This window comes from Vibrio sp. 10N.247.311.51, from assembly GCF_041467855.1.
GTDB classification, from domain to species: Bacteria; Pseudomonadota; Gammaproteobacteria; order Enterobacterales; family Vibrionaceae; genus Vibrio; species Vibrio coralliirubri.
Genome location: NZ_JBFSVK010000003.1, coordinates 209948 through 235043 on the forward strand (window position 1 = coordinate 209948; position 25096 = coordinate 235043).

A 25096-nucleotide genomic window follows, 5' to 3' on the forward strand; every position below is an offset into this window, starting at 1 on the left:
GAGCTCATTGCCACTAAATAATTGTAAATTCGTTGTTTTTACGTCTACCTTATTAAGCATAAGGATGTATAAAAACAAGGAATGTTATGTCTGCATGGTTGTGCTCACTGGTAAACGGATTGAAACACCAGCGAGTCGCAGTATTATCCGCAATCTTGTCTTCACTGATGTTATCGCTGTTCAGTTTGAACGCTTATGCCAACGAGCAAGATCCTAATATCAACTCTGATATTTCAAAGACCAGTTCTGTAGCTTCACACGTTAGCTCTGACGCTTTACCTATCGGCTCTAAAGCCACGTATGTCGGTTCGGAAGCGTGTATTGATTGTCATAGTGAAGAAGTCGAAGCGTGGGAGGGCTCTCATCATGATATGGCGATGAAGCACGCTACAGACGAATCTGTATTAGGCGATTTCAACGATCAAACAGTCACTCATGACGGTAAACCCAACCGATTTTTTCGCAAGGGCGAAGAGTTCTGGGTCAATATCGAAGGGCCAGACGGCCAGTTTAAAGATTACAAAATCAGCTATACCTTTGCCTTTGAACCACTACAACAATACATGGTTGAATTTGAAGACGGCCGTGTACAGTTGATTCCTTTCGCTTGGGACTCTCGCACTGAAGGCGAAGGCGGTCAACGCTGGTTTCACCTCTATCCTGATACCACCAACACTGATGAATTCTACTGGACCAACAGCGGTCAAAACTGGAACTTCATGTGTGCTGATTGCCATTCAACGAATCTAGAGAAAAACTACGACAGCGCGAGCAATACTTACAACACTACTTGGTCTGAGATTAATGTTGGTTGTGAAGCGTGTCATGGCCCTGCAAGCGAGCACGTTGAGCAGGCCAAGCTAGCCAAAGCTAACGGCGGAAAGGATGTTCAAGTCTCGGCGCATTATGGTTTTGATCGCGACTTGTCGAAGTCGGTCAAAGAATGGATCTATCAAGAGGGTAATTCAACCCTGCAACCAAAAGACATCATCCATACCAACCAAGTTCAAACCTGTGCTCAATGCCACAGCCGACGTACTCAGTTGAATGAAACAGGTGACCACGTAAACGGATCATTCTTTGATAAGTATCGCCTGAGCTTAATTACTCCTGAGCTTTACCATAACGATGGTCAAATCTACGATGAAGATTACGTTTACGGATCTTTCCTTCAATCCGTGATGGCGGAAAAAGGCGTTACATGTACTAACTGCCACGATCCCCATACCGCTGAACTAAAAATTGCGGAAGAAGCCGTGTGTAGCCAATGTCACATTGCATCGGAATACACGCCTGAAAAGCACACATTCCACGAAGCCAATACCGAAGCCTCACAATGCACGACTTGTCACATGCCAGAGACGACTTACATGGAGGTGGATCCAAGGCGTGACCACAGTTGGCATATCCCACGTCCTGATATTAGCCAACACATTAAAACGCCGAACGTGTGCACTAGCTGTCATGAAGATCAAACCGACCAGTGGGCAGATAAGCAAATCGGCGAATGGTTCCCAGATTCTAAGTATCGTAATCAGCAGCATTTTGCCGTGGCCTTTTATGCTGACTCAATAGGGCACCGAGGGGCAGAGGATGCGTTGGCGTATTCGGCTCAGGATTCCAGCTTAAGCAATATCATTCGAGCATCGAGCTTAGAACGTTTGGGCGGTAATACGGGTAAGAATACGCTTATCTCGCTGGCAAGAGCGGTGAAACACGATGACGAGATGATCCGTTTGGGTGTGGTGCAAGGCTCGTCTGGTTTCCCATTTACTGATCGTTGGCAGATTCTAGAGCCGCTACTGAAAGATCCTGTATTGTCGATTCGTTCAGAAACCGGAGGCGCATTAGTGCGTTACTGGGGAGAAATGAACCCTTTGCAGAAAGACCAAATCAAACCTGCACTGGAAGAGTACATTGAGATACAGCAATTTAATGCCGACAGAGGGTTTGGACGCACTAACCTAGGTAACGTTTACCGAGATTTAGGCCAGCACGATAAAGCGATTGAGTTCTATTTAGGTGCTATCGAGATTGAGCCTTACTTCGAAAACAGCTACGCCAACTTGGCGGATCTGTATCGAGCGCAAGGTAACGAAGCAAAAGCGTTGTCGACCTTGAAGCAAGGTATTGAAGCTCAGCCTAAATCGAGTGTATTACCATACAGCACAGGGTTATCTTTGCTTCGTGTGAAAGATTACGAACAAGCAACGGACTACCTTAAACAAGCTGCTGAAACTGCACAAACCGACCCTCAATATTGGTATGTGTACGGATTGGCTTTGGAAAAATCGGATGTGCTTGCGGCAAGTCAATCACTGCATAAGGCTTACCAATTTAGCCGTAACCCACAGCACCTGTATGCCCAGTGTGAAGTGTTGGCGCGAAACAGCCATATACCGGGCGTACCAAAGGCGTTTGAGCAATGTATTTCATCATTGAGCAAAGTGGCTCCGCCGGAGGCCATTAACCAATTGAAAGCTAGGTTTAAATAAAGCGATGAGGTGAGCTTGGCTATCGAGCTTATAACTAATAGTTATGGGGCTTGTGAGTAGGATGTACGCAGCCAGATTGAATTAAGGGAAGACCTATGAACCATGCGCAACAAGCAATAAACCAACTGATTGAACAAACAGAGAAAAGTGTTATCGGTCAGAGCCACGTCGTTCGGGCTCTGGTGATAGGGTTATTGACTAATGGCCATGTGCTTTTAGAGGGACTTCCCGGTACAGCGAAAACTCGCTCAGTAAAATCGCTGGCGAATCTACTGAACACCAGTTTTGGTCGAATTCAATTTACGCCAGACCTGCTGCCATCTGATGTGACGGGCACGGAGGTGTATCAGGAGCTTGATGGAAAGCCTCAACTGCATTTCCAACCGGGTCCTATTTTCAATAGCATTGTATTAGCCGATGAAGTGAACCGTGCGCCCGCAAAGGTACAAGCGGCTCTGCTTGAAGCGATGGCGGAAGGGACGATTACGGTGGGTGGTCAAACTCATATTCTGCCAGATCTGTTCATGGTCCTCGCTACGCAAAACCCAGTTGAGCAAGAAGGAACGTATCCACTGCCTGAAGCACAAATGGACCGTTTCATTATGAAAGTGACGGTCGACTATCCAGAAGATGAAGCGGAACGTGACATCATTCGACTAGTCCGCAGTGAAGAGTTGGGTAGCGAGACGAGTTCAGAATTAGTCACTCCGGAGCATATTGAACCTGAGTTGGTGCTTGAGGCTCGCCGCCAACTTCCAGACATTGCCGTTTCCGATTTAGTTGAGAACTACATTGTGGCCTTGGTGATGGCGACTCGTAAGCCAGAGCGTTACCCAGAATCAAACTTGTCTAAATGGATTGAGATTGGTTCAAGCCCGCGTGCTTCCATCGCGTTGGATAAATGTGCTCGCGCTTATGCATGGCTACAAGGGCGTGACCACGTCACGTTAGACGATGTGCGTGCCATGTTGCCAACCGTGTTAGGTCACCGATTCTCGCTGTCTTACGACGCATTGGCCGATGGTATTGACCATCAAAGAGTGGTTGAAGAACTGCTCGATAATGTTGAGATTGGATAACTAGGGGGCGTCATGGCGAAGCCAACACAAGCTCCCAGATCGCAAGGCCTTGATCCACGACTGTATTGTGATTACTCAAGGTTAGTGCGAATTCAGGCTCAAGCTGAGTCGTTTTCTCTATTGCCTCACCTAAAGGCGGGCAGCGTGCTGTCGGGTAGACACAATTCATTGTTCCGTGGTCGAGGCTTGAATTTCGAGGAGTTACGTCACTACCAACTTGGTGATGACATTCGTAACCTCGATTGGAAAGTTACGATGCGAACAGGTAAACCTCATGTTCGTAGTTATACCGAAGAGAAAGACCGTAATGTGATGATCTGTGTTGATCAACGCAGCTCGATGTTCTTTGCTTCTCAGAATACCATGAAATCTGTTGTGGCCGCTGAAGTCGCAGCATTGTGTGGATGGCGAGTGCTGAAAGATGGTGACCGTGTCGGCTTCGTTTTAGCCTCACATCAAAAGCTCTTTCATACCAAAGCGCAACGTTCTCAATCGGATTTATTGGCTCAGCTAAAACATCTTACCAAAGCCAATCAAAGCTTAGGTGTCAGTGTGAGCGATAGCGAAGGTGTTGGGTTTAGCCAGTGGATTGAACTGATCAAACGAATGAGATTAAAGCAATCGACCTTAATCTTTATTAGTGATTGGCGAGATTGCCAAGAGCAACATCTTGACCGACTAAAGCAACTGCAACAACACAACGATATCTTAGCCATTATGGTCACCGATCCATTAGAACAATCGTTGCCTCAAGATCTGGCAAGCGCAAACTGGGTGGTAGGTGATGGTCGCTTTCAACTGAATCTGGATAGCCAATCTAAGGTTAACCTCGCAAGTGAAAGCCTTGCCCAAAAAGCGGCACTCCAGAAGCAGTCCCTTGCTAAATTGATGGCGATGAAAAACCTTCCTTATATCGAATTAGACACCTCGGGCAATCACATATCACAGCTGCAAAAGCTGGTGGGAGGGCGCTAGATGGCCGTTGAACATACGCCTCCAAGTACTTATATCCTTCGCGATCTGCACGATGTAGCAATTCCTGAGAGTGTGAGCTGGATGCCGCAAACCATTGGTTGGAAGATCCTCGGCGTTGCCTTGCTGTTGGTTGTCATCTATCTGGCTTATCGTTTGGCGCAGAGATGGTGGAATAACCGTTATCGTAAAGAAGCGCTTCAAGAGCTCATGGTATTGGATGCACGAGACAAAAACTCAACCGAACGAACCTTTAAAGTCCTCAAAGTGGTGCTTCGTTACCTAGACAGCAGCAATGCCAAGCTGTTTGGCCAAGCCTATGTAAACCGTTTGAATGCTTATCTGCCTGTTAGCGCTAACACCAGTGAAAACAGCAATGCGTTCTTTGCCGATGAAGTTTCGGAATTATGGATGCAGAGCTTAATTGACCCTAATGTCCGTTTGAGCTTTGAACAGCGTTTAGAGGTGATTCAAACCGCGATGATGTGGCTAAAGCTTCATAAACCCGATGTACAAACAAAACCGAATGTACAGGTAATGGCTGAGGGGCAAGACAATGTTTGATGTTTTATCTGCCAGCTTTGAATTTGCGCACCCGCTATGGTTTATCGCGCTGCCTCTGCCGTTGTTGGTCTACTTTGCGGTGCCAGCTTATCGGACTAAGCAAATGGCGATTAAGGTGCCATTTTTTCGAGATCTGGTTGACGCGATTGGGGAAGCGCCGTCAGAAGGTGCAAGCCAGTTAACACCAAGCTGGTGGCAACGAACCACGCTCATAATTACTTGGGTATTGGTTGTGTGCGCGTTAGCGAAACCAACCATTCTTGGTGAGCCACAGGTTCGTGAACAATTAGGTCGTGATGTGATGGTGGTGGTCGATTTGTCTGGCTCAATGGCGGAGCAAGATTTTACCTCTAAACAAGGCGATAAAATCTCTCGTTTAGATGCGACCAAAGAGGTGTTAGCCGATTTTGCGAAAACCAGAAAAGGGGACCGACTCGGTTTGATCTTGTTTGGTGATGCAGCGTTTGTACAAACACCATTTACCGCGGACCAAGATGTCTGGCTTGAATTGCTTAATCAAACCGATGTCGCGATGGCAGGGCAAAGTACCCACCTAGGTGATGCAATCGGCCTTGCGATCAAGGTGTTTGAACAGAGTGAAAAGCAAAGTGCTGCCGTTCAAGATTCAAACGTCGACACCAACGAAAAAGAGAAAGTCGTGATCGTATTAACAGACGGCAATGATACGGGAAGCTTTGTTGAGCCTATCGATGCCGCAAAAGTCGCGAAGGCTAAAGGCGTTCGAATTCACGTTATTGCGATGGGCGATCCGCAAACCGTTGGAGAGGTTGCTCTGGATATGGAAACCATTAAGCGTGTGGCTCAAGAGTCTGGAGGCGAAGCCTTTGAAGCGCTTAACCGCGACGAACTGACCAAAGCTTATGCTCAGATCGGTGAATTAGAACCTCAGCTGTATGAAAGTACCACTTATCGCCCTAAACAGGGGCTGCACCACTACTTGATGGCGATTGTGGTAGTGATGTATTTGACCGCATTCAGCTTAGCAACGATACGCCGAAGATCGCTGCTCGCTTCTTCGGCTAAGAATTTGAAAGGAGAGAGTGATGCCTGATTCTCTCACGATACAACAGTTCTTTACCCAGTTTCATTTTATCCGACCATTATGGTTGTTGGCCTTTATCCCAATGTTTTTCCTGTTATGGATTCGTTGGAGAGAAGAGACAAAACCAACGTGGAAAGACATTTTACCTGCACATTTACGTGATGCATTGACGATTGGCGAAACAGGCTGGCGCAAGCAACTGCCGTTGAAGCTATTGGTAGTGATTGTGACTATCGCCATCATTATCTGTTCTGGCCCAACATGGCAGCGTGAGGCTTCGCCTTTTGGTGAAGACAAAGCGTCGATGTTGGTAGTTCTTGATAATAGTGAATCTATGCTCGCTAAGGATTTGCCTCCAAGTCGCTTGGAACGATCTAAGCAGAAAATTAGAGACTTATTGGCCGCTCGCAAAGGTGGTAATACGGGCTTAGTGGTTTATGCAGGCAGCGCACACGTGGCGATGCCCGTCACTCAAGACAGTAAGGTATTCGAACCGTTTCTTGCGGCTATTACACCCGACATCATGCCGGTTTCAGGTAAATCAGCAGAAGAAGCGTTGCCACTCATAAACCAACAATTGTCTGGTGAGTTAGGCTCGTCAGTGTTGTTGGTATCAGATGGTGTGAATCCAAGTACGACACGAGCTTTTGAAACCTTCTTTAACGAAAACCCGTATCAGTTGCTGATTTTGGCTGCCGGAAATAGCGATGTGGTGAGCGATAACCCTGTCGACCTTGATTCATTGCGCAATTTATCAAACAAGACCGGTGGTCGAGTAATTGAGGTGACCGTTGATGATTCGGATATCCAACAACTGAACAGAGCGGTTGAAAGAAACATGCAGCTTAACGGCGAATCTTCAATGCCATGGAAAGACATGGGCTATGGTCTGCTTATTCCAATGGCGATCATCATGTTGTTGTGGTTCAGAAAAGGATGGTTGGTACAGTGGTGTGTCGTTGGCCTAGTGATTTCAGGCAGTATTTATTCACCAAGCACTTTGGCGAAAACAGTCAACTTAATTGCTGAGAAACCCGTTGTGGTGGAGTCGCTTACAGCTTGGGATAAGACCACTCAATGGTGGTGGGACTTATGGCTAACGCCCGACCAACAAGGTCAACGTTTGTTGAACCAGAAAGAGTACCTTCAAGCTGCCAAACATTTTACTGACCCAATGCGAAAGGGCGCGGCTTATTACTATGCTCGTGATTTTAAGCTCGCTCACAGTGCATTCCTGCAAACCAAAACTGACCTTGGTTTGTACAACGCGGCGAGCGCGTTAGCCAGGCAGCGTGAATACCTTGCTGCGCGAGACCTTTTGAAATCATTAAGCGAGAAAGAGGATCTGTCACCAGAACTAAGAACGGATGTGGAGAACAATCTTGCTGTGCTTAGTGGAATTGTCGAAGAGGTAAACCGAACCAGTGAAAGCCAGTCTGGAACCACAGATGGCCCTGAAGAATCTTTAGAACTCGAAGACGATCAGCCGCGAACGGGTGATGGTGCTGAAGAAGAAACGGTAGCGGAATTGATGCTCAAGGAAACGCTTAACGCCAATGAAATCTTGGGCAGCCAAGAGCTTGCCGACAAGTGGTTAAAACGCGTCGAAGCGGATCCTAAGTTCTTCTTGAAGTCGAAATTTCAAATTCAATTAAGAGACCCTGCACCGTCTATCGAACAGACGCCAAAACAGGAGCAAGCACAATGAGTCGATATGATTTAGCTCTTGAAGCGATTCAATCAAAGGGAGTGCGATTCACAGCCCGTACATGGTTGCTGTCGATGACTCTTATGTTGAGTTGGTTTTTTCCTGCTGTTGCTTCAGCTGCCGATATCTTCGATTTGCAAAAAAGTGGTGACGTTGAGCTTATCGCTTGGGTCGGTGAGAAACCCAAGTCAGGCGACAAGATAACGCCGACCAAAGTCAGCGTAAATGAGCAGGTCATTCTGAACATTGAGGTGGCGACACCGCGCTGGTTAACAGGCGGCACTCGAATTGGCAGTATCGAAATCCCTAACGTGATCGCTAAGCAGCGTAATCAACTTGCGACGAACTACACAGAAAGAGTCGGTGGTACTACATGGTCACGTCAGCGTTGGGAAGTGACACTTTATCCGATGACTTCTGGCGAGTTTGTTATTCCAACCGTACCGGTTCGTATCCAAGTTTCTGCTCCTGATGGTTCAAACGTGGGCGGTACGCTTTACACGCAGCCGATTAAGTTTGAAGCTTCGTCGCCTTCAGGTTTACTCGATAATGAAACGCCTTGGTTTTCTGCGACAGAAGTCGATGTAGAGCAGCAATGGCAACGCTCAAGTGAAGAGCTAAAAGTTGGCGATGCTATTACTCGAACTATCACGATTAAGGCAAAAGACAGCCTTTCTGTGTTGCTGCCAGACGTGCTAACCAATGAGTCCACTCAGCAGTTCCAAGCTTACCCACAGCCCAACCGTTTGGATGATACTCAAGAACGAGGTGATTATCGCTCAAGCCGAGTTGAAGAGACGGTATATGTGATTCAACAAGGTGGTGAGTTTACTCTGCCGGAGTTTTCATTTCAGTGGTGGGACAGCAAAAATCAACGCCTTGAAAACGTGGTGATAAAAGGAGAAGTGTTTGAAGCCAAACACACAGTCCAATCTTTCATCAAAGCCTACATGTCGGTGTTTATTACTGTTGGTTTGGCGTTATTAGTCTGCATTGCGTTGATTGTTTCCGTTAAGCGTTACTACGCAAATCGTCCAACACCAAGTTGGTTGGTATTACGTCGTTTACTCAAGCAAGGTAATTGGGCTGCATTAAGAACCTTTATCTACCGTCAATTGCGAAACGAAACCTCTCAGTTAGAACTGAATAAAGCGCAACTTGATAAAGAGCAACTGGGTAAAGCGAACGGACAAAAGCGTTGGCTAGAAGATAGCGAAGCCCTTCAACAAGGAAGTGAAGATAAAAACGTGTTCACTCGTTTATGGAAAGGGTTACGTAACTTGCCCGACGACAAATCAAGCCAGAGTAAACCTCGTTCAATTGCCGCTCGCTTGAAAATCCCTAAAGCCTTGCCAGACTTAAAAGATAGAACTAAGTAGCAAACTTTAGTCATTCGCATCGAACATAATCGGCAGGTTCTCTACTATGGGGAACCTGCTTCTTTAATATGGAACTGTATGAAAAGTACCGAACTAAATCTAATTCCTATATTTGTTGCTATCTATGAAGAGCAGAACTTATCTAGGGCTGCTAATCGCATGGATATAAGCCAACCAGCAGTGAGTAAAGCACTTGCAAGGTTGAGAGATATCTATGATGAGCCACTGTTTCACCGCACCACATCAGGCGTAGAGCCAACCACATTTGCTATTGATATCTATCCTGCAATGGCTGCCGCACTTAAAAACTTTACTTCTACCTTGTCCGCATCAAGAGACTTCGATCCTAAAACATCTGGCCGTGTGTTTTCCATTGCCTGCGTCTCGGCAGCGAGCTACGAAATGATGCCAAAAGTCATGCAGTTAATCAGCCAAGTCGCGCCAGGTATCGCGTTAGAGGTTCACCCGCTGTTTACCGAAGACTATGAGTCCGATTTAAGGCTTCAAAGACATGACGTGATTGTTGATATGACGCCTAAAGGAAGAACCATGCTTAAGCATGAGGTGATTTCTACAGAAGAGCTAGTCGTGGTGTGTAGTAGTGATCACCCTACGGTTGGCGATACGATCGATATGGAACAGTTCTTAGCACTCGAGCATGTGGTGGTCTCTAGGTGGCATGCGCGCAAAAGCTTATTAAGCTCTGAGCACTACAGTGACCTTGAGAAACGTAGAATCGTGTATCGCGCAGCGGGCGTTGTAGAGATGCTTCCTGTTATCGAAGGCTCTGAGTACATCGGAGTAATGCCTATTTCATCGGTGCGTTGTTTTGCTGAAAAGTACGCCGTAAAAACACTGCCATTACCCTTCGAGTTGGAAGATCTTGATATGTGTATGATTTGGCATCCAAGCCGCACTAATGAACCAAGCCATAAGTGGTTACGAGCTAAGATCAAAGCGGCAGCAAAAGAGTTATCAAGTTAGCCTATACAAGGACATAGCCATGGAAAGCATTCGCGCGATTTTAAACGGAAAGAAAGCCAATATCCCGGAACTAAGGCAAGCCATCTTTGCGGCGAGGGACAATGATATTGACCTGCCAGTTAGAGTGACTTGGGAATCGTCGGACATGTTCCGTTTGGTAAGTGAGGCAATATGCGATGGTGTTAAGCGTCTGATTGTGGCGGGTGGCGATGGAACGGTGAATGAAGCCGTTAACGCGCTCAACCAGTTCCGTGCCAGTGAAAGACCACAACTGGCGATTATCCCGATGGGCACGGCGAATGATTTTGCTACCGCAACGGGAATACCTAATGATATTTCGGGTGCTTTTGAACTAGCGCTGGAAGGCAAGGCGTTTGCTGTTGATAGCGTGCGTGCGAATGACCGCTACTTTATGAATGTCGCTGCGGCGGGTTTTGGTGCTGAAGTCACAGCTGAAACGCCAGTCGAGCTTAAAGATTTTCTCGGTGGCGGTGCGTATACACTAACAGGTGTGGTGAAAGCACTAGGCTTTAAGCCTTACAGTGGCACGTTGACCATAGACAAAGGCAGCTTTACCGGGGAGATCCTTGTGGGTGCTTTTTGTAATGGTCGATTAGCGGGTGGAGGACAAGAGTTAGCGCCAAATGCATTGATTGATGATGGTTTGATGGATCTTACTTTGGTCAAAACCTTTGTGGCTTCTGATTTGCCAAAAGTCATCGAAGAGCTCAAGCATCCAGCCGACGACGGCAAATACATTGTCCATACTCAAGCTCGCTGGTTAGAGATAGATTTCCCACAATCACTGCCAATTAACTTAGACGGTGAACCGTATCGTTCCAACCAAATACGTTTTGAAGTCATGCCATCTAGCATTTGTTTGGTGTTGCCAGAAAACAGTCCTTGTTTGGTGAAAAACCGGTAAACCACTTCGGTTGGGTAAACGGAGTGATCGACCGATTGGGTCATTCACTCCGTTAAGATTCGTTATGCCTCTTTTGGCGTTTGCTCTGAATTAAGCAAAAAGTAAGACAACCAGTCATCAATCGGCAAAGGACGCGCAAAGAAATAGCCCTGAGCGTATTTACAACCGATCTGGCGCAGTGTCTTCACATGGCTCTGGGTTTCAAGGCCTTCTGCAATCACCGAAAAATCGAGTATTTGTGCGAGTTTAAGCACCGCGCAAGTAATCTCGTAATCAACCTTTGATGAGTTAATATCTTCAATAAAGCTTCGATCTAACTTTACGCAATCAGCTGAAAGATTCTTCAATACCGACAGCGAAGAGTAACCCGTACCAAAATCATCGATAGCAATCTTATAACCTTTAGAATGAAGTACCTCAATGGTTCTCGAACAGGTTTCAAAATCACGCATCATGTCTCTTTCGGTAATCTCGAGTAGCAATTGATGAGGTTGGCAATCCGTTTCATCCAGTATCACTTGTAGCTGCTCGGCGAGGTCGGTCATGTAGAACATTCGCGCTGAGAAATTGATTGAGAAAATCACGCCTTGTAGGTCGATTCCCGTTCGTTGCCATTCAGTAATCAAGTTCGCTACTTTCTTGAACACCCACTTATCGATGTCGATAATGAGGTCACTTTTCTCTGCCACTTCAAGGAAATCAATCGGTGGCAGTAAGCCCAATTTAGGGTGTCGCCAGCGAATAAGTGCTTCGGCGCCAATGATGCCTTGTGAGTCTAAGTCGACTTTGGGTTGGAAGAAAACTTCAAGCTCGTCGTTAGCTATCGCTTGATGAAGCCCGTTGTTGGTTTCGATTAAGTCGTTCACTTCGTGGGTCATTTTATCCGCGTAGATTCTGTACTGGTCTCTACCATTGCGCTTGGCGTGATACATGGCGGTATCCGCGTTGCGAATTAAGGTTTCACGATCCAAACCATGAGTAGGGTACTCACACACACCAATACTCGCGGAGACGAAGATAGAATTATTATCGATGTAATACGGCTTTCTTAATGCTTGATTCAAGCGATCGGCGATCGGTTCACCTTCTTCTAGGCCAACGTTGGAATACACAACCAAGAACTCGTCGCCACCCATTCGAGCAACAAAGCCTTTATCGCCGACTAAGCTACTCAGGATGTCAGAGACATTGACTAATAAGTTGTCTCCGGGCGCATGCCCTAAGGAGTCGTTAATGGTCTTAAATTCATCAATATCGAGATAAAACAGTAAGAAAGAGGCGTTGCTCTCACTGGATTTTCTAATCTCTTCATCCAATTGTTTGGTGGCCAACAGTCGATTAGCCAAATTCGTCAGTGGGTCATGGTGCGCGAGGAAGTCGAAGTTCTTCTTCTCTTCAGTGAGGTCGAGATAGGCCTCAGACAGTCTTAAAGCCATGTCGTTATAGGCTTTTTCTAAGTGAGACCATTCGTCACTTCTGCCCAAGTTGATCGGGTTTTTGAGGCTACCGGATTCTAAACGGTCGAAGCCATGCCTAAGGGCATTGAGTGGTTTTCGAATGTGGTGTCTTACAACGTGGCTAACCAGCAACATCGACAATACGACGGCTGAAATGCTGATAACAATCGCATTGAGCCTTGATAGACCAATCTCTTTTTCAAGCTGGTCTGTCAGTTCTAAGGCTTGGTTTTGTACGCGTGATTCGGTTTTTTCTACCATCTCCAACAAATCACTTTGGGCAACTAGCAGTGATGCCATCACCAACCAACGCTGTTCCAGATTCGCTCGAATGCGTTTTAAAGCGGCGTTGTATCGTTTCACCGTTCGATTGATTCTTTTCTTCTCAGCAATCACCGCTGTTGTTTCGATATCAACGTTTTCTAAATGGAGCAAAAATATATCGAGCTCTTTCTCGACCTCGATAAGCAGGACTTTCTCCGTTTCTGGCGTGATGCGACTGTGAATGTCACCGACCATTTTTCCTGAGGTGAGGAACGACTCTCTCAACATGTTGATGAGATCTAATTCATTGTTATAACGAATGAAATTAGGTTGGTCTAAGTGTTTTAGCTTGCTGTCGGCTATCGCAAATTCGAGTTGATCAAGTTGTTCGGCTAAGGTGGCGTCGATTTGATTAGTCTGCTTAAGGATTCGATTCAGTGCTAGCGAACTGCCTAAGAAACGGTGGAAGTTATCGATAAAGGCATCGATCTTTTGCGAGAAACCTTCGTTGGTCGAGAGATCTCTCAGTCGTTGCAGTTGGAAATCAACATTGAACGCTTCTTCAGACAGCGTGGTTTCACTGAACAAAAAAGTCTGTTCCAGCAGCTTAACTCGAGAGGTGAGCGTAAACACGCGACGACTGATTTCAGAGTTAACAATCAAATCTGACACGTGTGTCGAGGTTTCCGTTTTGAGCGTTGACTCGACGTAATAGAGCGAGCGGATCACCATGATGACCGCAAGGCTCACAATCAAAAGCGAAACCAGATTCGAAATAATGAGCCGTTGGGTGATGTTTATCTGAGGTAGTTTCATTGTGGCTTCCAAATTTTCAGATACGCTTCACGGTAGCCATTTTTAGGGTCGTAGATGCCTTTGTCTGACTGGCTGATGAGTTCTTCAACATTATCGGGCGTGACGAGATGCACAGGGGCAGAGTAGCCACTTGGAGGCATCTGGTTGAATGCTCGATTGAGCTCGTCGACAATTTGCCAACCTTGTAGATATAAGGGTTCAGGTACAGTTGCCAGTTGGAATTGACCGCTATTGATTCTTTTGTACGCGGCTTTGCTGCCGTCACCCGCTGAAATGTTTTGTGGTATTAGTCGATACTCTTCGAGGTTAGATTCCAAAGAAGGGATCGCATAATCAATGTAGAGGTCGTTGATGGCTAAGATATGCGTTATTTTTTCGCCATATTGCTCATCAAGGTTCTTCAACGTCGCAGGCATCTGTTCGGCAATTTTATCGAGCGGTAAGTAGTTCAGATCAAGTACGTCACAGGTCCCGCAACGCTTGATGGTGTTGACCATCGCGTTGGCTTTGATCATCGCAATTTCGTAGTTCGGGTCGGTAAACACCACGGTTTTTGCTCGCCCATTTGAGTTCACAATCGCGAGTAGCGCGGCTACCTCTGCCACATCGAGAGGGTCGGTTGTGATGTTGGTGTATAAGCCGATTTCAGGGTTGCCACCGACCAGTTCAGTCGCGTGCCAGCCAATGACAACGATTCCGCGATCTTCCGCTTGTTTCAAAATGGTTTTGTGTCGAACAGCATCAATGCCTCCAAGCACAATGGCGTCGGGTTCAAAGCCAATCGCTTTTCGGATAGCTGCACCCTGACGTACTTCTGAGCCTAAACCATCAATGAACCTCAGATGCCAATTGATGTTTGATATGGCCTCGGAGATGCCTTTACCCACCCCGTAAACGCCACCATTACGTAAATCAGACGCGACAAAAATAACGTTTTTTTCATGACGCACCGCAGGGCCTTGCATTGGGCCATCCCAAGTTCTCTGATTGGAAACCGCACGCATCACTTTTTCTTCAGCATATTGGAAGAAATCGTCTTCATGATTACCCGCAAAACTCTGAGAGTAGCAAGTAGTAGCGAGCAACAAACTCGCAAAATTTAATCTCTTATTCATATGGCTTATAAAACGCTTTAACTTATAATCGCTCTATATTTATAATATTGTTAATAAACATTCAAACATTTGGTAACAGTTATGCCGGGTCAACTTTATAAAAATGTTTTACCAACTCTACTGACAGCATGTTTTTGCCTCCCTTTGTACGTCAATGCTGACGGGGTAAAGTCTGAGGCTGATGTAAAGAAACTTGAAAAATTTCAAGAGACTGTAAGTGGCGAGCCAATTTCATTAGCTCCGATGTCGGTAGAAAAACCGGTAAGAATTGCGCTGATTTATCCAAGTGCAGATATTTCTGACTTTTGGACAAGAAATTACACTGCATTGAAGGAAAGGCTCATCGCTTTGGATCTGCCTTTTGAGATCAGTGAGTTTACCTCAAGGCAAATTGAGCACTCATTACAAACCCAATACACCGAGCAAGTCCTGAATTCTGAGACGCCTTATGACTTCGTCATTTTTGGTCCTTCTGAACTGGGTATCCAAGCCGGCAACATTCAAAAACTGTCCGCTTCCAAAGATTTCAAAACCTTTATTTGGGCGTTTCACACACCGAATGAGCAATGGAAACATCAACCAGACAGCTGGTTTGATTTCTCAAGCGCGATGGGGGCTGAGGTGCTTTGTGACCATGTGGTGAAAGAACTCGGAAATGAAGTCGAGTTTTCAGCCAATCGAGGAATTCCGGGAATAACAGATACTCAACGTTCACAAGGTTTCATTGATTGCGTAGAAGAAAAAGGCGATTGGTTAACGGTATATGAGCACTTCGGGCAATACCAGAAGATAGGTGGCGCTGATGGGATTCGTTTGGTACTCGGTAACTTCCCCGAAGTGACCATGGTTCACAATGCTAATACTGCGATGACCATGGGAGCGGTGGATGCTTTAAACAAGGCTGACATGTTGTCTGAAATCTATGTGACGGGTTGGGGCGGTACTGCGAAAGAGATAGAAAAGATTCGTTCCGATGAATTAGACGCGACGCCTATGCGAATGAGTGATGACCTTGGTGTGGCAACGGCTGAAGCGATTAAATTTCACTTGGAAGAGAGAGAGGCAGAAGTCCCGTTGGTTTATTTAGGTCGTATCACCGTTGTGCACAACAAGATGAATGACGACCAATTAAATCAGCTAACCAGAGAAGCGTTTCGTTACTCGGGCAAGAATTAGGTTCGATTCAATCTATCCGTTATCAACCAAAGAGCCGTTTATCTGTTTCGACCTAGTGAGTCAGAATTAGATAAACGGCTCTTTTATTGAGTGGGTGCTGGATTCGAAATCTAGCAAACGAAACCTTAGAGATTGAGTCTACTCCGTGATTTCTTGTAGCACTTCTCCAATAGACCCACTTGGTTGGGTGATCCCCAGTTTGTTCGACAGTGTCGGTGCAATGTCATAAGGCGTCACTGCTCGTGATACCTTCTGAGCCTCAACATCGTAACCTGCGAAGATCACCGGCACATGTGTGTCATATTTCCATGGAGAACCATGTGTAGAGGCAATCTGGAGTCCTTCCATGTCGTTAATGTAGCTGCGCGGTGCAAATACCACGTACACGTCGCCAGAGCGAGCAGGGTGGTAGTTGTTTTTAATTAGCTGCATTACATGCGTATCTGGGACTCGGTTGGCTGCGATATCACTGCTTGATACAGCAAACGCAACGCCTTTCACTTTTGCAATCTCATCAGCAATGGCTTCTTGTACCTTAGCAAGTTCAAGCTTCTTCTCAGCGATCAGATCATGATTCAGATAGATATAAGGTTGCGCATACAAGCGAATCGCGTCTTTGGTTAGACCAAATTCATCCTTCAATCGTTTCTCAACACCACTCGAGAGTAGTGTGTCTTTATTGAAGTATTGAGCTTGATTGAAGCCAAGCGCATTTGCCGCAGGTGAAGATTCAGGAACGCCGTGGTCGGCAGACAGCACAATTAATGTGTTTTCTAACCCGACTTGGTTATCCACGGTTTTGAAAAGCTTAGCAAGAGTCTTATCAAGTCGGATAAGGTTGTCTTCTGTTTCTAGGCTTTCAGGGCCGTAAAGGTGCACCACGTAGTCATTTGATGAGAAACTCACTGACAGATAATCAGTCACGTCGCCTTGGCCAAGCTTCTCTTGCATCAACAAGGTGCTAGCGAAGTTTTCCGTGATCTCGTCACCAGCAGGGCTGACGGTTAGGGTGGTGCTGTAGTACTTGTAACTTGCCGGGCCGTATGGGTGAGGGAAGGTACGTTGGAAATCACCGAGTTTCACTTTGTGTTCGGTATCGTGTTCTTGCAACGTGTATTTCTCACGCGGTAATGAGAGCTCCCATTTCTGTTTGGAATACTGAGCAGCAATCGCTTTCTCGTTCCAGCGTGATACCCAATCTGGATACTCGTCGTAGTAATAGTTACTGGTGACAAACTCAGATTGTGCTTTGGAGAACCAGAAGGCTTTACCGCTGTGTCCCGCCAATGAGATTGCGCCGCGGTCTTTCACAGATACACCGAACACTTTTGATTTGCCACTATTGGAAATAGTCAGCTCATCACCAAACGTGGTGGAGAGTATTGGCTCAGGAGAGCGGCCGTCGCCTTGTGCTGTCTTCTGCGTTGGGTCGATCTCTGTTGCTTTATCGACACCCGCACCAGAGGTCAGCATTTGGTAGTTACCGTCTTCTACGTTATACACCAAACGTTCTTCGCTACGGTCATACCAAACGTTACCTACCATGCCGTGTACGCTCGGTGGAGCGCCGGTTGCAAGCGATACATGGCCCACAATCGTTTCCGTGTTGCCATGTTGGTAGTTCGCGTTGGTGTAGTAGGTACCATCATCCATTAAGTACCGGAAACCGCCTTCACCGAAGTTGTGCTTATATCGCTCGATTAGATCTGCGCGCAGGCCATCTACCGTGATTTGAAGGACTAGATTTGGCTTTTCCGCAGCCGAAGCGGGAAGAGCGCAGAGTAACGCGAGGGTTAGTCCTGAAAGCTTGGTGTATTGCATAGAGTTTCCTTATTCACTATTGCCGCTGAGTTCTAATGTTTGGTCAGGTTTCTAACGTTTGGCCAGATTTCTAACGTGTGTACAGTGCGAATCGTATTTTTAGTATTGTTGGTGACGATTAGTGAATCATAACCGTCGGCATCTTTAACTAGTTCACAGCTTTGGTTAGTTCGTATCCTTAACTAAACGCAAACCCATATCTGACATGGTGATCGATTGACTTGCGAAGTCACGACGGTAACTTTCAGATTCATTTTCGTCATAAGCAAAGCTGCCACCGCGAACCGATTTGTGTGATAAACCAACGTCGCTGTGTTTTGCGTTGTTTGGGTTGTCTGTTGGACCGAATCGATAGAAGGTGTCATCGAAGGCATCGATAACAAACTCGCCCACGTTTCCTGTCATGTCATATAAGCCTAGCTCATTTGGTTTCTTTAGCCCGACTGGATGTGCGCTATTTTTAGAATTTGCTGAGTACCACGCAACATCATCTAAGTTATTGGAACCACTGTAAGTATAGCCTTTACTTTTATTGCCACCTTTGGCTGCAAATTCCCATTCAGCTTCAGTAGGCAGACGGTATTCTTCACCCGTTAATTCATTCAACTGCTCAACAAAATAGTTTGCTTGCTGCCAGCTAAGGTTATTGACCGGAACTTGTGGGTTTTGGAAATAACTGAGAGATGAACCCATCACCGATTCGAACAATTCTTGAGTCACCTCAAACTTCGCAATATAGAAACTATCTACAGTTACATTACGTGCAGGACGCTCTGCTTTGGTCGCTTCTGGATCGTTCGACCCCATGGTGAATGTGCCGCCTTCAACCAACACCATCTCTTGGTCAATTTGTTGGGCGATGGGGTGTGTAGGCACGCTTGCACAGCCACTCAGAAGAATAGTCATGGTGACGCTGCTAATTGTTGCTAACTGTTTGTAATTAAGAAATTTCATCACGTGCCTCAGATGTTCGAAATAGGGTCTAATTCTAACGTTTAAGGTCATTCCTATTGGTTATAAAGGGTATAACATGTCACCTGATCGAATAGGAATTATGATGGGTCCAGAATACTAAAATAGGTAGGTAAATCATGCATATTACTCAAGGTCCACAATATAACGGTAAAGCGTCTAAGCGCTTGCATGTCATGGCTAAGCCGATTGGCGCAGCATGCAACATTGACTGTAAATATTGTTACTACCTAAGTAAGCAAGATTTGTTGGAGTACAAGAAAGGCAGTTCTCCAAGAATGGATGATGAGACATTAGAAACCTACATCCGACAATACATCGAAGGTCAAAACACGCCAGAAATCATCTTCTCATGGCAGGGCGGTGAACCGACCATGCTAGGTTTGGCGTATTTTGAACGCGTGGTTGAGCTACAGAAAAAGTACCAACCTGAAGGTGTATTGATTTCAAACGATTTACAAACCAATGGTACTTTGCTGAATGATGATTGGGCTGAGTTTCTTGCGAAGAATAACTTTCTGATCGGTTTGAGCATTGATGGTCCTGAAATGCTGCACAATGCCTATCGTGTTAACAGAGCTGGCCGTGGCACATTCAAACAAGTGATGGCGGCGGTGGAGCTGCTGCACAAACACCAAGTGAAGTTCGCAACGCTTACCTGTGTGAATAACCTTACCAGTCAAAATGCACTTGAGGTCTATCGCTTCCTACGTGATGTGGTGAAGTCACCGCAAATGCAGTTTATTCCTATCGTTGAACAGAAAACGTTTAGAACGGTTGCACCACAAACATCTCAAGTGAGTGAGCAGCTCAAACAAGGCGATAAACGCCTGATCCCCGGCCATAAAGACTCGATCATGGAATCGTGGTGTGTGTCGGACTTGGCTTGGGGTAATTTCCTTATTTCTGTATTTGATGAGTGGGCTAAGAACGACATCGGTAAGGTGTTTGTTCAGTATTTTGAAGCGAGCGTAGAAACATGGATTGGGCGTCCGAACCCATTGTGTACCTTGAACGAGATATGCGGAAAGGGTTTGGCAATGGAGCCAAATGGCGACGTGTTTTCATGCGACCACTATGTTTACCCTGAATACAAGATTGGCAATATTCATCACGAGAAGCTTGATGACTTAGCGTACAGCGCACCACAGCAAAAGTTTGGTTTTGCTAAATCACGCACACTGACGAGTCAATGTCAGCAGTGTGATTACAAGTTCGCTTGTCATGGTGAGTGTCCTAAGAACCGCTTTATCAAAACTCGTGCAGGCGAACCGGGCTTGAACTACTTATGTGCAGGTTGGCATAAGTTCTTTTCTCATGTCGATAAGTCGATGGCTTACATCGCTCGTGCAATGGGGCATCCAGTAGCTCACGGCAAATTCAGCGACTCAGTATTGATGGCGCATCGAGCAAAACAGGCGCAACAAGCCACGTTTGAGACCAAGTTTTAACTTGTTCTTTGGATCAACAGGTCCAAGATAAATTTAATCAGATACGAGTCTAAGGACAGGCTAAGTTCTCCAGTTTAAGGTAATACTATGATGAAGAAGAGTTTAGCGACGGCTGTTGCTTTATTGGTTTCAACGTCCGCATTGATTTCAACGTCTGCGATGGCTACGAATAGCGTTCAACAAACGGTTGACGCGCCAGCACAAAATATCAATCAAGTGCTTGAAATGACGGACACTCAAATCCGCATTCAACAGTTGTCTTACATGGCACAAGATCAGAATCAATCTGTTGAAAATAGAACTGGAGCACTGCAAGAGCTTGCTTCATACCCAAGCCAAAATGCGCTGGTGGCGGTGGCAAGAGGCTTAAAAGATCAAAACCCTGAAGTGCGTGAAGCGGCGGTTATCGGTTCTGAACCTTACCAACTTGAACATCGTTGGGCATTAGTTTCACCTCTGCTAAAAGACAGCGATACCATGGTTCGCCATACGGCAACGTCAAACCTAGTCCGTGACTTCAATGCATTAGATGATGAACAGAAAGCACAAATTGAACCACCAGTCACAGAGTTGATTAGCTTCTTGGAAACGCAAGAAGCTGAAAAGTACCAATTACTGTTTGCTGATGTGCTTCGTTGGCACAACGATTGGGATAAGGCGGAAACGGTTTATCTAGAGCTGATCAATACGCATCCAAAAGAAGCGCAAGTTTGGTTGAGCTACGCAGATAATTTTCGAGCTCAGAACAAAGATAAGCAAGCAGTCGAAGTATTAGATCGTGGTTTGGAGAGCGTGCCAAACAACGCCGCTCTGCATTATTCGAAATCGTTGACTTTGGTTCGCCTTGAAGACAAAACTGCGGCAGCCAAAGAGATTGAAGTGGCCGCGAAGCTAGCGAAAGATAACAGCTACTACTGGTACCTAAATGGGGTATTACAAGAAGAGTTGGATATCGACAAGTCGACTAAATCGTTCGAGAAAGCATATTTGATCTCTGGTTCTCCAGAGCAGTTATACGCGGTCTGCGATATCTACGTACGCTACGGTAATGAAAAGACCGATGATTGCTTGGGTGAGCTAGGTAAAGTGGCTCCTGATTATGTTATTGAGCAGTTGAAAGAGAAACGAGTAGCGCCAAGCTCATAATATCCAAATGAGTAAATAGCGAAGCCGATAATGAAAAGCCAGTCGACACGTTCGACTGGCTTTTTCGTGTCCATGAACTGCTTAGACAAGGTTCAAGCAACTAAAGACAAAATAAGGGCAAGCCTGTTACTTGCCCATTTCGTTTTATTATTCACCCATAGAGCTTGATGCACGGCGTCTGTCGGTCGCGCCATAGATCTTGCCATCTTTGACTTCAATGGCATTCAAGCCACTGACGACTGGAATGACATGCACTAGATAACCGAGTTGCATGAACTCTGGTACTAACATTTCGGCGTAGGTTTTCTTCTCGACGAGTAAACCTGTTGGGTCATAAGGCTTGGTGCGATCAATCTTGGTGCCATATTGAATGTTTGGAAGGTCAATGGCTTCTTGCGCAGACAGATCCCAATCGAGAACACCTACCACGGCTTTCAACACGTAACCCGGAATTTGCGAGCTACCAGGAGAGCCGACAACTAAACGCAGGTCGTCTTTTTTATCCATAACCATTAACGGTGTGATTGCTGAGCGAGGTCGCTTACCCGCTTCGATGGCGTTTTGAGTCGGTTTACCGTTTATGGTGGGTTTGGTGGAGAAGTTTGCCATTTGTGCGTTAAGAATTACACCATCGACCATTACTCCAGAACCCATACCTGTGCCGACAGTGCTGGTCATAGCTATGGCATTACCGTCTTTGTCGATAATGGATATGTGCCCGGTATCTTGGCTATCAAAACCTTGGTACTGAGCGTAATCAGTATCGGATAGCTTGCCTGCTTTCGGCTTTGTTTTCGCAATACCACTCTCTGGAATGAGCTTACGTCGCTCATCGATGTAGGACTTGTCGAGTAGGGCTGCTACGGGCGCTTCAATGTAATCTGGGTCACCTGCATAAGCGATGCGATCGGCCTTGGCGATTCTCATGGCTTCGGTCATCAAGCGCCAAGGTTCAACATCGGTTTTAGACATGTCGGCTAAGTCATAGGGTTCCAACATTTCAAGGCTTTGAGCAACCATTACGCCACCAGAGGCTGGATAACCAAACGAGACAATCTTGTTGCCACGATAGTCGCTTTCGATAACTTCACGTTGTTTCACTTGGTACTGTTCAAAATCTTCAATAGAGAGCTTAGCGTGGTCGGCATCGATTCGGCTGTTAAGTGATTCAACGATGTGCTTACCAAACTCGCCACCATAAAGGTACTTATCGCCTTGTTGAGCAATGTTGCTCAGAGTGCCGGCAAGCTTTGGGTTCTTCATCAATGTGCCGGTCGGTTTGATTTGGTCGCCATTCCAATACAGGGCTTCGATTTCTGGATCTTCAATCAATCGTTCTTGTTCACGAACCACGATGTCGTAGGTGTAGCTGTTCATCGCATAGCCCTTGCTTGCCAGTTCAATTGCGGGTTGAACAAGCTCAGACCATGGCAGTTTTCCGTATTGTTGATGAGTGCTATAGAGCAAACGAAGTGTGCCGGGAACCGCTACAGAACGAGCCCCTAAAATCTCGTTTCGACTTAGCGCTTCTCCATTTTCCATGAACATGTCTGGAGTAGCAGTTGAAGGGGCTTCATCTCGTCCATCAAGTGCGAGGAATTGATCTTTGTCTTTTTGGTAAAATAGCGCAAAAGTACCACCGCCGATCCCTGTCATATCCGGTTCAACCACCGACATTGTCATCTGCATCGCCACCATTGCATCGACTGCATTACCGCCTTTTTTGAGTATCGAATACCCAGTGCTGCTTACGTATGGATTCGTTGCACTTACCATAAACTCTTCGCCAGTTTCGTCTGGCGTAATTGGAAAAGGATTTGGCTCAGCCGCGAAACCGACTGCTGAAACCAAACTTAAAGATAAAGTAGCTATTCGCATGCGTTCTCCGTTTAAGGTATCTGTTTATTCGCTCTTAGGTTGACCAAATTAAGGTAGTGAAGTTCGTGAGTTTGCAGCCTTCTTACACAATATTGACGGCTCTGACATTAATCGCCAAATCACCTAAATGTTTCTGTATTGAAGGATAGTTAAGACCAATGTTATGGCTTGTTAAGCATGACAATTCAAAGACATAAAAAAGCCCAGACTGTTTGATTAGCTTGGGCTTTTGTTTCTATTGACGATGATTTTTACGCATGATTAGAAAACGAAACTCAGCATGATGGTGTAAAGGATGGCATCTTTGTCATCAAAGCCAGTGAGCGCGTTAAAATCTTCGACAAACGCACCGTTTGACTTGCGAGCTTCGAAGTATTGCACTTCACCATTGATAGAGACGTTTGGTAACACATCGTAATCCACACCAATCAGGTAGCTGTTTCCTGTTAGGTGTTCGTGAGAATCAAACTCTGCTCCATAAACGACGTATGGAGTGAATAAATCTAGTCTATAGCCCAAACTCGCGTACATCGAGGACGAGAAGTCACTGATCTGTCCTTCACTTGCGAGCACCGCTTGACCTAATTCATACTCAGCACCTAACGACCAAAGTTGAATGTGTTGGTTGTCTTGTTTGCTGCTGAATGGAGCTGTTATCGAAGTTCCAGGGATTGTAATCGTGCCAGAAACGGTTTGATCAAAATTGGAGTCGAGGAATGACAAATTCCAACGATAGTTTTCACCGCTCAATTGAAGATTGGCACCGAACATTCGGTTGGTTTCAAATTCCAGCTCAGTACTTGAATTAAAGTCGACCTCGTTTTTGTCTTTTACACCGAAGAAAGGTGAGAGCAATAGCGTTGCTTCATCACTGACATCATGAGTCCAGCTCACTTTTATGCCGTTGAAAGCTGTGATTCCGAGAACGCTGTTATACACCTCTGTCGGTGGCCTTGCTGTCATATAGGCTTGGCCCACATAGTAGTACTCAGAGGCAAGGAATAGTGGCAGTCGTAATCGACCAACGCTGACATCAAAGTCATTAAATTCATAGCCCAAGTAAGCCCACTCTAGCTGGGGCTCACTCCAATCATATTGGGGTGGCTTGACAACTTGTACGGAAGCTTTGAATGAGTTGTAGAAGTAATCGAGTTGAACACCAAATGTGGTATCACAGTCGTAACAGCTCTCATCAGTAAAACCGCGGTTGATGATTAATGGATTATCGTTATCCGATGTTGCCCAAGACGTTGAGCCAAAGCCACTCAAGGATAAATTATCGGTAAGTTCGATATTCGCAAAAGCCGGAGAGGCCATTGAGGCACATAACACTGACGTAATTATTCTTTTCATATTATTTCTCCGAACTTATAACGTAGAGAACGTTGGCATTTTGAGGAACCGAAGAGAGTGGGGAGTAACCAATACGGTTTGGTTTGTCATCAAGCCAGTCCACTAAGCTGTCGGTTGATGCCGTTTTGATTTCTCTTGGATAACGAGCTTTTCCTGAAAAAGATAACCCAGCCCAATGTGCATTCATTTGAGCGGCATTTTTTCCAAGTAAAAGCTGATAAAATTGTTCTCTTTCGGCGCTGTTCTCAGGCCAGTCTGATAGTTCTACACGTTTGCCATTTAGGCGCTTGGTTTTTCCTCGGTATAGCTTTCTCGCTTTGTTTATCGATATCTCTTCAAACCCAGAGTCTAAAGAGAATATGGCGTAATCTTCTGCGGCATGGGCGGGGCTGAGAAGGAGTAAGCTTCCTAACAACCCTATCACTGCGGGTAGCAGCGCTCTGCACGAGAGTGTTTTAATTGTTTTGATCCAATCCAT

At 45.9% G+C, this 25096-nt stretch carries 19 protein-coding genes; 12 read left to right on the forward strand and 7 right to left on the reverse strand.

Annotation, left to right across the window (positions count from 1 at the left end; all coding sequences use genetic code 11):
• The first annotated feature begins 86 nt into the window (after positions 1 to 86).
• From AB6E85_RS04925 to yegS, 9 genes are all read left to right on the forward strand, one after another.
• On the forward strand, positions 87 to 2495 hold the full coding sequence (locus tag AB6E85_RS04925) for a tetratricopeptide repeat protein (RefSeq protein ID WP_372141685.1): 2409 nt from the start codon (positions 87 to 89) through the stop codon (positions 2493 to 2495).
• 95 nt (positions 2496 to 2590) lie between these two features.
• Positions 2591 to 3574 carry a MoxR family ATPase gene (locus AB6E85_RS04930; RefSeq protein ID WP_052879668.1) on the forward strand — a complete coding sequence of 328 codons (984 nt, stop codon included), beginning with the start codon at positions 2591 to 2593 and terminating at the stop codon, positions 3572 to 3574.
• A 12-nt stretch (positions 3575 to 3586) separates the two neighbouring features.
• Positions 3587 to 4549 carry a DUF58 domain-containing protein gene (locus tag AB6E85_RS04935; RefSeq protein ID WP_048608531.1) on the forward strand — a complete coding sequence of 321 codons (963 nt, stop codon included), beginning with the start codon at positions 3587 to 3589 and terminating at the stop codon, positions 4547 to 4549.
• Positions 4550 to 5110, forward strand: coding sequence for a DUF4381 domain-containing protein (locus tag AB6E85_RS04940; protein ID WP_372141687.1), 561 nt, complete (start codon positions 4550 to 4552; stop codon positions 5108 to 5110).
• Entirely contained in the window at positions 5103 to 6182 is a 1080-nt protein-coding gene (locus AB6E85_RS04945; RefSeq protein ID WP_050650505.1) for a VWA domain-containing protein, read from the forward strand. Before AB6E85_RS04940 ends, AB6E85_RS04945 begins: the two co-directional genes overlap by 8 nt.
• Positions 6175 to 7881, forward strand: coding sequence for a VWA domain-containing protein (locus AB6E85_RS04950; protein ID WP_372141688.1), 1707 nt, complete (start codon positions 6175 to 6177; stop codon positions 7879 to 7881). The genes AB6E85_RS04945 and AB6E85_RS04950 overlap by 8 nt, the downstream gene beginning before the upstream one ends.
• Complete coding sequence (locus tag AB6E85_RS04955; protein ID WP_372141689.1) at positions 7878 to 9260, forward strand: BatD family protein; 1383 nt, start codon at positions 7878 to 7880, stop codon at positions 9258 to 9260. Before AB6E85_RS04950 ends, AB6E85_RS04955 begins: the two co-directional genes overlap by 4 nt.
• A gap of 78 nt (positions 9261 to 9338) precedes the next feature.
• Positions 9339 to 10244, forward strand: a complete 906-nt coding sequence (locus tag AB6E85_RS04960) for a LysR family transcriptional regulator (RefSeq protein ID WP_048613320.1) — start codon at positions 9339 to 9341, stop codon at positions 10242 to 10244.
• Between the two features lie 19 nt (positions 10245 to 10263).
• A complete protein-coding gene (gene yegS / locus AB6E85_RS04965; RefSeq protein ID WP_372141691.1) occupies positions 10264 to 11169 on the forward strand; it encodes a lipid kinase YegS in 906 nt (301 codons plus the stop codon).
• Positions 11170 to 11231: 62 nt separating this feature from the next.
• Here yegS and AB6E85_RS04970 read toward each other — a convergent pair whose 3' ends face one another.
• Together AB6E85_RS04970 and AB6E85_RS04975 are read right to left on the reverse strand one after the other, a co-directional pair.
• On the reverse strand, positions 11232 to 13706 hold the full coding sequence (locus AB6E85_RS04970; protein WP_372141692.1) for an EAL domain-containing protein: 2475 nt from the start codon (positions 13704 to 13706) through the stop codon (positions 11232 to 11234).
• Complete coding sequence (locus AB6E85_RS04975; protein ID WP_372141693.1) at positions 13703 to 14821, reverse strand: substrate-binding domain-containing protein; 1119 nt, start codon at positions 14819 to 14821, stop codon at positions 13703 to 13705. The genes AB6E85_RS04970 and AB6E85_RS04975 overlap by 4 nt, the downstream gene beginning before the upstream one ends.
• A gap of 81 nt (positions 14822 to 14902) precedes the next feature.
• Between AB6E85_RS04975 and AB6E85_RS04980 the strand changes: the two genes are divergently transcribed.
• Entirely contained in the window at positions 14903 to 15997 is a 1095-nt protein-coding gene (locus tag AB6E85_RS04980; RefSeq protein WP_372141694.1) for a substrate-binding domain-containing protein, read from the forward strand.
• A 138-nt stretch (positions 15998 to 16135) separates the two neighbouring features.
• On the opposite strand, the gene AB6E85_RS04985 is transcribed toward AB6E85_RS04980, so the two are convergent.
• Both AB6E85_RS04985 and AB6E85_RS04990 read right to left on the reverse strand, forming a co-directional pair.
• Positions 16136 to 17818 (reverse strand): alkaline phosphatase family protein, encoded by a 1683-nt coding sequence (locus AB6E85_RS04985; protein ID WP_372141695.1) that lies wholly within the window; start codon positions 17816 to 17818, stop codon positions 16136 to 16138.
• Between the two features lie 165 nt (positions 17819 to 17983).
• Positions 17984 to 18772, reverse strand: coding sequence for an SUMF1/EgtB/PvdO family nonheme iron enzyme (locus tag AB6E85_RS04990; protein WP_048608517.1), 789 nt, complete (start codon positions 18770 to 18772; stop codon positions 17984 to 17986).
• 137 nt (positions 18773 to 18909) lie between these two features.
• Here AB6E85_RS04990 and AB6E85_RS04995 point away from each other — a divergent pair, with 137 nt between their 5' ends.
• Together AB6E85_RS04995 and AB6E85_RS05000 are read left to right on the forward strand one after the other, a co-directional pair.
• Positions 18910 to 20241, forward strand: a complete 1332-nt coding sequence (locus AB6E85_RS04995; protein WP_048611131.1) for an anaerobic sulfatase maturase — start codon at positions 18910 to 18912, stop codon at positions 20239 to 20241.
• A gap of 87 nt (positions 20242 to 20328) precedes the next feature.
• On the forward strand, positions 20329 to 21387 hold the full coding sequence (locus tag AB6E85_RS05000) for a hypothetical protein (RefSeq protein ID WP_372141696.1): 1059 nt from the start codon (positions 20329 to 20331) through the stop codon (positions 21385 to 21387).
• A gap of 147 nt (positions 21388 to 21534) precedes the next feature.
• On the opposite strand, the gene ggt is transcribed toward AB6E85_RS05000, so the two are convergent.
• From ggt to AB6E85_RS05015, 3 genes are all read right to left on the reverse strand, one after another.
• Positions 21535 to 23265 carry a gamma-glutamyltransferase gene (gene ggt, locus AB6E85_RS05005; RefSeq protein ID WP_372141697.1) on the reverse strand — a complete coding sequence of 577 codons (1731 nt, stop codon included), beginning with the start codon at positions 23263 to 23265 and terminating at the stop codon, positions 21535 to 21537.
• Positions 23266 to 23526: 261 nt separating this feature from the next.
• Positions 23527 to 24618, reverse strand: a complete 1092-nt coding sequence (locus AB6E85_RS05010; protein WP_372141698.1) for a sulfate ABC transporter permease — start codon at positions 24616 to 24618, stop codon at positions 23527 to 23529.
• Between the two features lies 1 nt (position 24619).
• Entirely contained in the window at positions 24620 to 25096 is a 477-nt protein-coding gene (locus tag AB6E85_RS05015) for a hypothetical protein (RefSeq protein ID WP_017094534.1), read from the reverse strand.